The organism is Paraburkholderia sp., assembly GCF_035501035.1.
Lineage (GTDB): Bacteria > Pseudomonadota > Gammaproteobacteria > Burkholderiales > Burkholderiaceae > Paraburkholderia.
Genome location: NZ_DATJWR010000358.1, coordinates 15,423 through 28,310 on the forward strand (window position 1 = coordinate 15,423; position 12,888 = coordinate 28,310).

At 64.8% G+C, this 12,888-nt stretch carries 13 protein-coding genes and 1 pseudogene; 3 read left to right on the top strand and 11 right to left on the bottom strand.

Annotation, left to right across the window (positions count from 1 at the left end; translation table 11 throughout):
* Positions 1 to 5: 5 nt before the first annotated feature.
* From VMJ11_RS26050 to VMJ11_RS26080, 7 genes are all read right to left on the bottom strand, one after another.
* Complete coding sequence (locus VMJ11_RS26050) at positions 6 to 182, bottom strand: DUF1328 family protein (protein ID WP_325623148.1); 177 nt, start codon at positions 180 to 182, stop codon at positions 6 to 8.
* Positions 183 to 306: 124 nt separating this feature from the next.
* The gene (locus VMJ11_RS26055; protein ID WP_325623150.1) at positions 307 to 603 is read right to left on the bottom strand and encodes a YciI family protein; all 297 of its coding nucleotides are present in this window, start codon (positions 601 to 603) and stop codon (positions 307 to 309) included.
* A 73-nt stretch (positions 604 to 676) separates the two neighbouring features.
* On the bottom strand, positions 677 to 2,005 hold the full coding sequence (locus VMJ11_RS26060) for a short-chain fatty acid transporter (RefSeq protein WP_325623151.1): 1,329 nt from the start codon (positions 2,003 to 2,005) through the stop codon (positions 677 to 679).
* A 59-nt stretch (positions 2,006 to 2,064) separates the two neighbouring features.
* Positions 2,065 to 3,033 carry a 3-hydroxyacyl-CoA dehydrogenase gene (locus VMJ11_RS26065; RefSeq protein WP_325623152.1) on the bottom strand — a complete coding sequence of 323 codons (969 nt, stop codon included), beginning with the start codon at positions 3,031 to 3,033 and terminating at the stop codon, positions 2,065 to 2,067.
* Positions 3,034 to 3,035: 2 nt separating this feature from the next.
* A complete protein-coding gene (locus VMJ11_RS26070; RefSeq protein WP_325623154.1) occupies positions 3,036 to 3,737 on the bottom strand; it encodes an SDR family oxidoreductase in 702 nt (233 codons plus the stop codon).
* A 42-nt stretch (positions 3,738 to 3,779) separates the two neighbouring features.
* Positions 3,780 to 4,832, bottom strand: coding sequence for a cyclase family protein (locus VMJ11_RS26075; protein WP_325623172.1), 1,053 nt, complete (start codon positions 4,830 to 4,832; stop codon positions 3,780 to 3,782).
* Between the two features lie 94 nt (positions 4,833 to 4,926).
* Positions 4,927 to 5,670: an IclR family transcriptional regulator gene (locus VMJ11_RS26080; protein ID WP_325623155.1), complete on the bottom strand. Its 744-nt coding sequence runs from the start codon at positions 5,668 to 5,670 to the stop codon at positions 4,927 to 4,929.
* A gap of 294 nt (positions 5,671 to 5,964) precedes the next feature.
* Here VMJ11_RS26080 and VMJ11_RS34555 point away from each other — a divergent pair.
* A pseudogene (locus VMJ11_RS34555) lies at positions 5,965 to 6,078 on the top strand (DinB family protein); the annotation flags it as partial.
* A gap of 130 nt (positions 6,079 to 6,208) precedes the next feature.
* On the opposite strand, the gene VMJ11_RS26090 reads toward VMJ11_RS34555, so the two are convergent.
* Positions 6,209 to 7,210 (bottom strand): LysR family transcriptional regulator, encoded by a 1,002-nt coding sequence (locus tag VMJ11_RS26090; RefSeq protein WP_414694471.1) that lies wholly within the window; start codon positions 7,208 to 7,210, stop codon positions 6,209 to 6,211.
* Between the two features lie 124 nt (positions 7,211 to 7,334).
* Between VMJ11_RS26090 and VMJ11_RS26095 the strand changes: the two genes are divergently transcribed.
* The gene (locus VMJ11_RS26095) at positions 7,335 to 9,620 is read left to right on the top strand and encodes an NADP-dependent malic enzyme (RefSeq protein ID WP_325623161.1); all 2,286 of its coding nucleotides are present in this window, start codon (positions 7,335 to 7,337) and stop codon (positions 9,618 to 9,620) included.
* A 468-nt stretch (positions 9,621 to 10,088) separates the two neighbouring features.
* Positions 10,089 to 10,436 (top strand): hypothetical protein, encoded by a 348-nt coding sequence (locus tag VMJ11_RS26100; protein WP_325623163.1) that lies wholly within the window; start codon positions 10,089 to 10,091, stop codon positions 10,434 to 10,436.
* A gap of 128 nt (positions 10,437 to 10,564) precedes the next feature.
* Here VMJ11_RS26100 and VMJ11_RS26105 read toward each other — a convergent pair whose 3' ends face one another.
* From VMJ11_RS26105 to VMJ11_RS26115, 3 genes are all read right to left on the bottom strand, one after another.
* Entirely contained in the window at positions 10,565 to 11,113 is a 549-nt protein-coding gene (locus tag VMJ11_RS26105) for a GNAT family N-acetyltransferase (RefSeq protein ID WP_325623165.1), read from the bottom strand.
* A 52-nt stretch (positions 11,114 to 11,165) separates the two neighbouring features.
* On the bottom strand, positions 11,166 to 11,756 hold the full coding sequence (locus VMJ11_RS26110) for an XRE family transcriptional regulator (protein WP_325623174.1): 591 nt from the start codon (positions 11,754 to 11,756) through the stop codon (positions 11,166 to 11,168).
* Between the two features lie 95 nt (positions 11,757 to 11,851).
* The coding region (locus VMJ11_RS26115; RefSeq protein ID WP_325623167.1) for a solute carrier family 23 protein at positions 11,852 to 12,888 on the bottom strand (1,037 nt) is incomplete at its 5' end.

Genomic DNA, 12,888 nt, shown 5'->3' on the forward strand with positions numbered 1-12,888 from the left:
TCTGCTCAGTCGACTATCTTTTTCGTGACCACGAAGCCGATCACGAGGAAAACCACGCATAGCACGACGAAAATGAAGAACAGGATCTTGGCAATGGCGGCCGCGCCCGCTGCAATGCCTGTGAAGCCGAACAAGGCCGCAATCGCGGCAACCACGGCGAAGAACAGCGCCAGCTTGAGCATGATCGATTTCCTCCTCGCGTAACGGCGCGGCGCTGATAGCCGCGCCCGCCTGTGGATTGAAGTCGCATCTGCCCAGCAATCGGCGTGCCTGCGAAACGATCGAGAGATCACGCATGCCGCGTGGTTACAGATAACAGGTCCCGTCCACGTAGGCCTTGCGCCAGCGAATGATCTTCACGCTCTCGAACAGCCCGATGAGCGTGAACGGATCCTGTGCGATGAAGCGCTCGGCTTCCTCGCGCGTCTCCACATCGACGATATAGATGCCGCCGCCCGCGTTGCTGCCGTCGTCGTTGAGCTTCGCGCCGCACGCGAGCAGCAGCGCCTTGTTGCGCGCGAGAAACGCCAGATGCACGTCGCGTTCGCGCACGCGCACGTCGGCGTGATTGGGTTTGTCGAAGGTCTCGATGAGAAAGGGCATGGATTTGTACTCAGTTCGGGACGATGGCCGAAGGATGCCGCGCAAGCGGCATCACTTCAGGCGAACTCACGTATCAGCGCCAAACGAGGATCGCAACTGAATAGACGATGCCGATCCAGAACATCATGATGACCGTGTAGCCCATGATGTCCTTGAGTTTGAGCTTGGAGAGCGCGAGCGCAGGCAGGATCCAGAACGGCTGCACGAGATCGTTCCAGGCGTTGCCGAGCATCACGGCGGTCGACGTGTGGCCTACGGAAGCGCCGATCGTCTTTGCCGCCTCGATCATGAACGGGCCTTGAATGACCCAATGGCCGCCGGCCGAGGGCGCGAAGAAGTTGATGACGAACGAGCTGACCAGACCCCAGAACGGCAACGTAGCAGGTGTCGCGACGTTCACGAAGGCATGGGAGAGCGTATCGACGAGACCCGAAGACGCCATGATCGCCATGATGCCCGCATAGAACGGGTACTGCAGGATGATGCCGCTAATCGTGCGAATGCCCTCGTTGAGCTTTTCGACGTAGCGGATCGGCGTGCCGAGCAGCAGGATGCCGAGGAACAGAATGAAGAAGTTGATGAGGTTCAGGTCGATCGAGCCGCCCTGCACGAAGTGCAATGCCACATAGCCCATGCCGATCAGACCGATCACGTAGCTCAGGATGCGGCTATTGTTCAGGCGGTTGGCGAGCGTATTGCCTTCGTCCAGATCGACGTTGAGCGCCGCCTTCTGCTGCGTTTCTTCCAGGCTGTGGTCGATTTCCTTGACCGGCTGCCCCGCCTTCGGGTGCAGCCATGCGTTCAGCAGCGGCAGCGTGACGAGGGTCACGAGGCTCGTGATGAGCATGGTGGGCGAGAAAATCGTTTCGGAAAGCGGAATGACGCCCATCTGCGCTTCGAGCGGGTGCGCCTTCGTGGAGATCAGCACGGGAATGCTCGCCGAGAGCCCGAGGCCGTAGAGCGTGAAGCCGCTATAGGCCGAGGCGATGATGAGCGGGTAGTGCACGCCCTTCACGCGTAGCGCGAGTTTGCGCGCGACGATGCCGCCCACCACGAGGCCGAAGCCCCAGTTCAGATAGCTGCCGATGCCGCCCACGAGCGTTGCCACGATGATGGCCATGCGCGGATCGCTCACGCGCGCCACCACGCGGTCGAGGAAGCGGTCGGTGAGCGGTGCGGTCGCCAGCACGTAGCCCATTGCGAGAATCACCGCCATCTGCGTGGTGAACGCGAGCAGCGCCCAGAAGCCCTTGCCCCAGCTCGCGGTGAGGGCCGTGATGGCCTGCCCTTGCACGAGCACGGCGAGGGCCATCGTGAGTAGTGTGAGGCCGATCGCGAAGACGAAAGGATCGGGCAAATACCGGCGCATGAGCTCGGTAAAGAAGGCGGTGACTTTCTGCATGGCGTGTCTCTGTCTGAATCGTAATAGTTGTCGGGTCTCTTCTCGCGCGGTTGCGCAGCTCAGGAGTTTTTGCGGGTCATGGTCCTGCGGTGGCGGGCCAGGTGCATGAGCTGGCGGTCGCGCCAGCCCACGCGCTCGTCCCATTGGTCTAGCGGCAGGGCCGCGCGCCTGGCCGCCTCGACCTGTGTGACGAGTTCGGGCGTCCATGGGTCGTGCTGGCCGCGCTCGGCGCCCATGCGCTCGTACGAAGGGCCCATCTTCTGTGCATGCGAGGCAATGCCGCCACGCGTGTTCAGATCGACGGTCTCGAACGGTCCGATCACCGACCAGCGCGGGCCGAGCCCTTCGCGCATCACGGTGTCGATGTCTTCCACCGAAGCGACGCCATCGCGCACGAGGCAATACGCCTCGCGCAGCACGGCGCCTTGCAGGCGGTTGAAGATGAAGCCTTCCACTTCCTGCTTCACGCGCACGGGCTTCATGCCGGCTTCGCCATAAAGCGCGACGGCGCGCGCAGCGGCGGCGTCGGACGTGAACGGCGCCGGCACGATCTCGATCACGGGCACGAGGTAGGGCGGGTTGCCGGGATGAGCGACGAGGCAGCGCGCGCGGCCGGGCAGCGTGTCGCCCACGAACTTCGAGGCCGCGAGAAACGACGAGGCGCTCGCGAGGATCGCGTCAGCTGGCGCAATGCGATCGAGTTGCGCGAAGAGATCGCGCTTGAGCTCGGCGCGCTCGGGCGCGCATTCCTGCACGAGATCGGCGTTGGCTGCGGCGGCCTCCAGCGTATCGACGATCTCCACGCGCGCGGCGATTTCGCCTGCGCTTTCGTCGAGCAACTGGAAGTGTGCGAGGTCATCGAGGCGCAATGCGATTTCTTTGGGCGCGGCAGCGCGGCGAGCGGCGTCGGGATCGTAGAGACGCACGCGCCAGCCGGCCCGTGCGAAGCAGATCGCGAATGCCACGCCGATGCTACCCGCGCCGACAATGCCGGCGCGGTGCTGTGTGCGCGGTTCGTTGTTCGCCATCGTCAAACCCCCGCGACGCCAACGGTCATGCCGCCGCATACATAAAGCACCTGACCCGTCACGAAGCCGCTGCGCGCATCGAGCAGATACGAGGCGGCGTGCGCGACATCCTCCGGCGTGCCCACGCGTTTGACGGGCACGGCGTTGATGATCGCCTCGGTGCGCGGCGCGCCGGGCGGATTGGCGCGGTCGAACAGTTCGGTGCGGATGGGGCCCGGGCCGATGGCGTTCGCCGTGATGCCGAATGCGCCCAGCTCGAGCGCCCACACGCGCGTCATGCCGATCAGGGCGGCCTTGGTGGCCGAATAGGCCGTGCGCAACTCCTTGCCGAGCGCGGCGCGCGAGGACATGTTGACGATGCGCCCGAAATCCGCGGCTTTCATTCCGGGCAACAGCGCCTGCATGCACTGCTGCGCGCAGCGCACGTTGAGCGCCCAGGCGCGTTCGAGCTCTTCGAGCGTCTGGTGTTCGGCGTCGGCGGGCAAGACCACGCCCACGTTGTTGATAAGGCGCGTGATCGGGCCGCCTTCGAGCGCGCGGGCGAGCGCGGCCGCCGTTGCTTCGGTGTCCGAGAGATCGGCGATGATGCCGTCGCCCACGCGGTCGATGACGACCGCTTCGTAACCGTCGGCTTCGCAGCGCGCGGCGCATGCTGCACCAATGCCGGCTGCGCCGCCGGTGATCAGGACTCTTTCTTTGGCCATGTTCTGATATGCAAATGAAACAGAGGAAAACGAAACAGTCGGTTACACCGTGGCGACCGGCGTGACGGGCGAGCCCATCGCGCCAGGCAGCCGCAGCGGCGGCGCAGTGAGCATGAAGCGCGAGCGCTCGTGCTCGCGCAGCCATAGCGCGAGGTCGCGCAAATACCAGAGCTCGCCGAGCGGCAGGCCGAGCTTGAAGAGACAGTGGTGATGCAGCGGCATGAGCGGATGCTCGCCGGCCGTGGCTGGCGCGCGTGCGGGGTAGCGCTCGACGGCATAGTTGTCGGCGGCGAGCGCGGCGATGCCGGAATCGGTGATCCATTGCAGCAGGCGCTCGTCGCGCCCGTCCAGCGCACTGCAATGGCTCGACAGCACGGCCTCGTCGGGCTGGCGGTTCATCTCGAGCACCATCTCCGCGAAGCCGGTGCGCAGCACGAGCATGTCGCCGCGTTCGACCTCCACGCTGTCCGCCTCGATCACGCGCATCAGGTCGTCGTAGCCCACGGTGCGCAGTTCGCGTCCGAAGTGCGCGGTGAAATCGATCAGCACGCCGCGCCCCTGCATGCCCTTCACGGCGAGATGTTCGATGCCGAGCACGTCGGCGTGGCTGTGTTCGCCGCCGCACGCGTGCGGCGCGAAGTTGTCCTCGGCGCGATACTCGACTGGCCCGACGATGTCAGCGTTCGCGCGATAGCCGTTGTAATAGACGCTCTCGGCCACGCCGTCGCCGTTGGCGTCGAAGCGTGCGCCGACATGCGCGAGCGAGTCCCACTGCGTGGAGTATTGCAGCGAGAGCAGCACCTGATCGTCGCTTACGACATCGGTCGCGCCCGCTTCGTTGCGCGCGAACGGAAAGTTCACGTAGGGCAGCCCGTCGCGAAACGTGGGGCGCAGCACGGGAGGATGCCGGCGCACGTTGAGCTTGCTCTCGCCGGGAAAGTCGAGCGGCAGCGAGAGGGTGAAGGTGAGGCCCGCGCGAATCTCCTGCGCGCCCTTGAGCACCTGTTGCGCGCCTATGAGATTGGGGCGGCCCAATTGATCGTCGGGACCGAAGTCGCCCCAGTTCGAGCCTTCCGGCCGGTTCTTCCAACGCATCATGCTGACTGTCTCCACTTCACGAAACTTCACGGGCCGCAGCAGGGGCCTGCGCTTTTTTCATCCGTCTGGCGCCGCTCGCGCCGCCCGTGTCTCAGGCGGCGAGCAACGAAGGCGGGATTTGTGCGTACACGTCGAGCAGCGCCTTGACGGCGTTTTGCTCGTTCTTCAGAAGACGCGCCTTGGGCGCGCCGATGACGAGCGCAAACGCCTCGCCATGAATCAGGAAGCCGCGCGCGAGGCCGGCTACGTCCTCCACGCTTTCGCCCGTCGAGCGATGCCAGCCGTCGGCCACGCCTTGCTCGATCTCGCGCTCGAACGTTGTGCGGTCAACGACCGTGCCGCCGGGGGCGACCGAGAGCGGCTCGCAGCTGTCGAGCAGCTTGCTGCGCGCCGCCGGGGCGAGCGCGCCGAGCAGCGCCTTGCCCGCCGCGCTCGCGACGGTCATGAAGCCGCCCGGCTCGTCGCTGTAGCGGATCTTCTGGCGCGATTCCATCACGTCGAGATAAACCACGCGGTTGCCCGCGAGCGTGGCGAGCGCGGCTGTTTCGCCGGTGGCGTCGCGCAGCGCGGAAAGCAGCGGTTGGAACATCAGCGTGAGCGGGTCCTCGCTGCAGATGTCGCGCGCAACGTGTAACAAGCGCTGCGTGGGGTAGTAGCCCGCCTTCACGCCAGGCGCGTACAGATAGCCTTTGGCCACCATCGTCTGCAACAGCGCGTGGCAGCTCGACAGCGGGATCTCGGTTCGACGCGCAATCTCGCTGTAGATCATCGGTTGCCGCACTTCGGCAAAGAGGTTGATCACGTCGAAGACGCGCACTGCAGTTTTCACATCCATGAGAATATTATCGGCATATCGATAATTTGTTGGCAATATGGTTGCGGGTAAACACCTGGCGGGTTGTTGTCGCAGCCGCACGGCCCGTTGTCGAGATACGGGTTATCCCTGGGTGCGAGACTTAATCGGATAAACGTGCGCTTGCGCTTGAGCGGTTGATAGCGCGGGAGGGACCGTGGGGGCGTAGCGCATGCGCCCCGCTTTGCATGTGCATGGTTGCTTCGCAGTCACGCAACCCGCAACGCAGCCGTTGCTCGGGCGTGAGCCGCTTCCGCGACGCCGCTCGCCAGCCAGCTGGAAGCCTTGATCGACGCGCCTGGGCGCTACGTGGAATACGCCGTGCTCTCTCGCGTCGGCATGGCGGCGATTGCGGCGATTGCGGCGGTGGCCGAGGAAATCGCGCAGAAGAGGCGCATGACTTTGGAGGAACTCGTGCGCGAACTGCTCGACCACGACCGCGCGCACGGACTGGAACTTGAAGAGTTGGAAAGCGAACTGCTGGAAAGCGCCCGAGCGTAGCGGCGAAGCCGCGAAACGCTCACCCGCGCGCTTTCTCGGCCTCCTGATACAGCTCGCGCAGCGACTGGCCAAAGGTCGCATCGACGTCGCGCAGCACGCCTGCGCGCGTGAACAAGGCGACAGGAGGCAGCGTCCAGTCGAGGGTGTACGGCACGATCGCCACGCCTGCGAAGTGCACGAGCTCCTCGGCGATGTCGGCGGGCACGATCGACACGGCATTCTCGTTGGCAACGATCATCTCGCCGATCAGCCGCGACGTGTAGCTCTCCACGATGGGCACGGGCGGCGCCATGCCGGCGTGCAGGAAGAGGTCGGAAATTTGCTCGCGTATGGGCGTGTGCGGCGCACCGAGTATCCAGTCGAGCTCGACGAGCTTTTCCCAGTTGAGCCTGGTGCGCGCGAGCCGGGCCGCGAGCCGGCGGCTCGCGATGAGCCGCGGCTTTTGCTGGTAGAGCACCTCGAAGCGCAACTGCGCGACATCCACGGCGGACGAGGCTCGTCCGATCACGATATCGAGCGTGTGGTCGCGCAGCAGCGGCAGCAGGGCGTCGCTCGTGCCTTCGTGGATCGTCATGGTGATGCGTTGCGGCAGGCGCGATTGCGTGAGGCGGATCGCAGTCGCGAGCGTGCGCCCCGAAATGAACGGAATCACGCCCACATGCAGGCGCGTGGCGTGGCCGGCTACCACGGCCTCGATGTCGCGCGCGAGGTGATCGAGGTCGTGCAGCATGGCCTGCGCGCGCGCGAGCACCACGTTGCCGAGCGCCGTGGGCGTCATGCCGCGCGACGAGCGCTCGAAGAGCGGCGCGCCGAACATGCTCTCCATTTCGGCCAGTGCGTTGGTGACGGCGGGCTGGCTCGTCGCCATGTGCTCCGCCACGCGCGTGAGCGAGCCGTGCTGGCGGATCTGCAGGAGCAGGACCAGATGGCGCATTTTCAGGCGCGTATTCAACCGCCTCGTCACGTCGTCAATGCTGAAAGACACGATACTCCGGGTATCACGGAAAAATGATGGCCCCATACTAAATCAAAATGGCCCCGTTATGAGGGCTCTCTAGAATCGCCTCATTCGAACACGCCGGGCCGCGCATGCCCCGATCCACGCGATCCACGCGAGCCGGGCCCCATCCTATCGAGTGAGGAACATGAACAAGACCGATCGTCAGGCCGCTCTGGAATACCACCAGTTTCCCACCCCGGGCAAGATCTCGGTGACGGCCAGCAAGCCGCTCGTCACCCAGCGCGACCTCGCGCTCGCCTATACGCCGGGCGTGGCCGTGGCCTGCGAGGAAATCGTCGCCGATCCGCAGAACTCGTTTCGCTACACGAGCCGCGGCAACCTGGTGGGCGTGATCACGAACGGCACCGCCGTGCTCGGTCTCGGCAACATCGGCGCGCTCGCGTCGAAGCCGGTCATGGAAGGCAAGGCGGTGCTCTTCAAGAAGTTCGCGGGCATCGACGTGTTCGACATCGAGGTGACCGAAAGCGATCCCGACAAGCTCGTGGACATCATCGCGAGCCTCGAAGCCACGTTCGGCGGCATCAATCTGGAAGACATCAAGGCGCCGGACTGCTTCACGGTCGAGCGCAAGCTGCGCGAGCGCATGAAGATTCCGGTCTTCCACGACGATCAGCACGGCACCGCCATCACGGTTTCGGCCGCGTTCCTGAACGGCCTGAAGGTGGTGGGCAAGGATATTTCGAAGGTCAAGGTCGTGACCTCGGGCGCGGGCGCGGCGGCGCTCGCTTGTCTGGACCTGATGGTGGATCTGGGTCTGCCGCTCAAGAACATCTGGGTGACCGATCTCGATGGCGTGGTCTATCAGGGCCGCACGACGCTGATGGACCCGGACAAGGAACGCTTCGCGCAAGACACGTCCGCGCGCTCGCTTTCCGAAGTGATCGAAGGCGCCGACGTGTTCCTCGGCCTTTCGGCGGGCGGCGTGCTCAAGGCGGAAATGGTCAAGAAGATGGCGGACAAGCCGCTGATTCTCGCGCTCGCGAACCCCACGCCGGAAATCTTCCCCGAGGTCGCGCTCGAAGTGCGCCCGGACGCGGTGATCGCCACGGGCCGTTCGGACTTCCCGAACCAGGTCAACAACGTGCTGTGCTTCCCGTACATCTTCCGCGGCGCGCTCGATGTGGGCGCAACGACCATCACGCGCAAGATGGAAATCTCGGCCGTGCATGCGATCGCGAAGCTCGCCGAAGAAGAGCTGAACGATTCGGTGGCCGCCGCCTACGGCGCATACGATTTGCGTTTCGGGCCGAAGTATCTGATTCCGAAGCCGTTCGATTCGCGTCTGATCGTGCGTATCGCGCCGGCAGTCGCGAAGGCGGCGATGGAAGACGGCGTGGCCACGCGCCCGATCGACGACTTCGGCGCCTATACGAACGAGCTTCAGCAGTTCGTCTATCACTCGGGCGCGTTCATGAAGCCCATCTTCGCGGCGGCCAAGCAGTTCGTGCGTGATGGCGGCAAGTCGCGCATCGTGTTCGCCGAGGGCGAGGAAGAGCGCGTGCTGCGCGCGGTGCAGGTGATCGTCGACGAGAAGCTTGCGCGTCCGATCCTGATTGGCCGCCCCGAGGTGCTGCTCGCGCGCATCGAGAAGTTCGGCCTGCGCCTGAAGCTCGGCGAGGATGTCGAGGTCACGAACCCCGAGTATGACGAGCGCTTCCACCAGTACTGGACGACCTACTGGGAACTGCGTTGCCGCGACGGCATTTCGAAGGAGATGGCGCGCGTGGAAATGCGCCGCCGCCTCACGCTGATCGGCGCGATGATGGTGCGCCTCGGCGACGCGGACGGCATGGTCTGCGGCACGGTGGGCGCGTATCACGATCACCTGCGCTTCGTGGACGAGGCGATCGGCTTGCGCCCCGGCGCGAAGACCTACGCGGCGATGAACATCTTGCTGCTCGACAAGCGCACGGTCGCGATCGTCGACACGCACGTGAACGACAACCCCAACGCCGAGCAGATCGCCGAATTCACGCTGGCGGCCGCGCGCCAGATGACGTGGCTCAATCTCGCGCCGAAGGTCGCGCTGCTCTCGCGCTCGAACTTCGGTTCGGGCAGCTCGGCCTCGGGCACGAAGATGCGCGAAGTGCTCAAGCTCGTGAGCGAGCAGAATCCCGATCTGGAAATCGACGGGGAAATGCACGGCGACTGCGCGCTCGACGAGGCACTGCGCCTGCGCATCCTGCCGCACTCGCGGCTCAAGGGCGCGGCGAACCTGCTCGTGTGCCCCAACGTGGACTCGGGCAATATCGCCTACAACCTGCTCAAAACCGGTGCGGGCAGCAATGTGGCGGTGGGGCCGTTCCTGCTGGGCGTGAATGCGCCGGTGAACGTGCTGACTTCGAGCTCCACGGTGCGACGCATCATCAACATGGCCGCCCTGACCGTGTTGCAGGCGAACCGCGACTAAGGCGAGCGTGAGGGGCGCACGAGACGCGTCCCGATGAATGAGCGCGCGACGGCTTCTTGCCGTCGCGCGCTTTTTTGTTGGCTGGCGGATCAGGATGCCGTCTCGGCGAGCCGTGAGTGGACGAGGCGCCGGTGCTGCCCATTACGGCGTCGATATCGGCGTTAGCTTCGGTCGGCCTTACGTAAGCACTCAACGAGCCGCAAGCGATTTTTACGTCTTAGCGCGGAAATCGAGGGCATTCGAAAGGCCGTGAAAGCCGTTGGTTAGACAGGACCGCGAAGGATTTCGACCGACGGAAAAAACTTCTTCGCAGGCGGTGGCGCTTAAGGTTCTCTTCAGCTTGGTGCTGGCACGATCCTGTGACCCCGCACAGTGTGCCGTGTAGCCGTGTGTCGCGCGCTCGCGAAGCGCGGAGGGAAAACGCCAACCGGACATCGTTGTCCACGCAACTTGCTGGAGCACTGTCCCATGAGGCCGCCGACCGTTCGCCTGCACACGTATCTGTTCGTCGCTTCGCTCTCGGCGATCCTCATTCAGGTCGCCGTGCTCATCTCGATCCTGCTTTTGCATGTGCCGGAACGCGCCTTCGACTCGCTGGCGTTCCGCGCGGCCGTGCTCGCGGCGACAGGCTTCGCGATGCTCCTCGTATACAGGCAAGGGCGCCGTGCCAGGCTGGAGCGAGATTCCGGCAGCCGCGCTCAGGCCAGGAAACACGCCCCACGCGCAACGGGCGCTTCGATGCGCGCGCCTCGCGAGCCGCTGCGTACCCGCCACCGCGACGTCGCGGCATCGACACCGATACGACCGACCCCGTGAACGCTGAGCCGCCTTCCGCTTGCAAGCACCGCGCCGCTGCCGCGAAATTCCCGCCTCGCATATCAAAGCCGCTTCTCGCGCGTCCTGCCGTACGCGGGCGAACAGGCCAGCCGTCACTCGGAGCGCCTTCAGCCGTCGACGGGCTCGGCAGGCGTTTCCAGGTTGAGCTGGTAGAACGCGGCGTCGAGCCAGCGACCGAACTTGAATCCCGCTTCCTTGATCGTGCCCGAATGCGTGAAGCCCAGACGCGTATGCAGGGCGATGCTGCCCGTGTTGGTGGCGTCGATGCAGCCCACGAGCACGTGAACCTGCGCTTCGCGGGCGCGCCGTACCAGTTCGCGCAGCAAGTGCTCGCCGAGGCCCCGGCCGCGATGGTCGTGATGCACGTACACGCTGTGCTCCACCGTGTACTTGAATGCGGGAAACGCGCGAAACGTGCCCCAGCTCGCGAAGCCGAGCAGCGTGCCTGCCTCGTCCACCGCGCCCACAACCGGAAATCCGTTCGCGCGCTTGGTGCCGAACCATGTGGCCATTGCCTCGGGCGGCCGCGGCTTGTAGTCGTAGAGGGCCGTTGAATTGACGATCGCCTCGTTGAGGATCTCGAGAATCACCGATGCATGCTTCGCTTCGGTGCAGTCGATAAAGCTCACATCTTCATGCCGTGACTTCGCATTCATAGGGAATCCTGTTTAAACGAAAAGGGTGGAAATTTGAACGCGTTACGTCGATTCAGGTGCTGCTCAGGTCGCAGATCGCAACGACGTACCGCGCGGTTTGGGACCCCGGATTGCTGAAAATCAGCGGCTGATCGAGCCGCATGGCCAGGCAGTCGCCCGGATGGAGCGAATGGCGCTGGTCGCCGAGTTCCACATCGATGCGTCCTTCCATCACCCAGACCTGTTGGTGAATGACATTTTCGCGGCTGGCGGTTTCGTAGGCTACGCGCGCGCCGGCGGGGAAATCCACTTCGACGAGCTGGAGCGGCGACGGCCAGTTGGGCGGCGAAACACTCCTGCGCGTATAGCCCGACTGTGGGTCACGCCACTGCGCCTGTTGTTCGCGGCGCACCAACGGCTGCGCGGGCGCACTCGCGCTGGCCCCGCCGAACAGACTCGCCATCGAGACGGAAAGCCCCGCTGCAAGTTTTTCGAGCACGACCGCGGTGGGACTGGCGGCGCCTCGTTCGATCATGGAAATCATCGAGCGGCTCACCCCGCTGCGCGCCGCCAGTGCGTCGAGCGTCAAGCCGCGGGTCGAGCGCAGGTCGCGCACGCAGCGCGCGATTCGCTCGTTGATTCCGACGTCGGTCGAACTGTCCATTTCGCTGGCTTCCAGGATGATGGAGGCATTATCCAATAAATTGGAATCAGACGGCAAGCGCAGCACGCCACGGCTTGCGTGGCGCGCTCAACGCTTTACTTCTTTTCCGGCAAGAACCAGTTCATCACGAGCGCGCATATGCCACCCGTGGCCACGCCCGATTCCAGCACATTCTTGAGCGCATGCGGGAGGCTGGTCAGGATTTCCGGCACCTGGGAGACGCCAAGTCCGAGCGCGAGCGAGACGGCGATGATGAGCAGGGCGCGGCGGTCCAGCCGGATGCCCGCGAGGATGTTGATGCCGGACGCGGCCACCGCGCCGAACATCACCATGGCCGCGCCGCCCAGCACGGGCTCGGGCACGGCCTGCAGCACGCCGGCAACGGGCGGGAAGAGCCCGAGCACGACGAGCATGCCCGCAATCCAGAGACCCACGTGACGGCTGGCGATGCCGGTGAGCTGGATCACGCCGTTGTTCTGCGCGAAGACGGAACTCGGGAAGGTGTTGAACGCGCCGGCGAGAAGCGAGTTGAAGCCGTTGACGAGCACGCCGCCCTTGATGCGCCGCATCCACACGGGGCCCTCGACCGGCTCCTTCGAAATCTTGCTGGTGGCGGTGACGTCGCCGATCGCTTCGAGCGAGGTGACGAGATAAATGATCAGCATCGGCACGAAGAGCGACCACGAGAAGCCCAGGCCGAAATGCAGCGGCGTCGGAATCTGGAACAGCGCGGCTTCACGCGCGCCGGTGAAGTCGAGGCGACCCATCGCGCCCGCAACGATATAGCCGATGGCGAGCGCGATGACGAGCGCGGTGCTGCGCACCCAGACGATGGGCACGCGGTTGAGCACGATGATGGTGCCGAGCACGAGTCCGGAGAGCGTGAGGTTTTCGGCGCTGGCGAAGTTGCCCTTGGCGATGGCGCCGTAGCCGCCGCCCATGCTGATGAGGCCCACCTTGATGAGCGTGAGGCCGATCAGCAGCACCACGATGCCCGTGACGAGCGGCGTAATCAGGCGCTTGATGAAGGGCAGAATGCGCGAGACGGCCATTTCGACGAACGAACCGGCGATCACCACGCCGAAGATCGCGGCCATCACGGTCTCGACCGGCGTGCCCTGCTTGACCATCA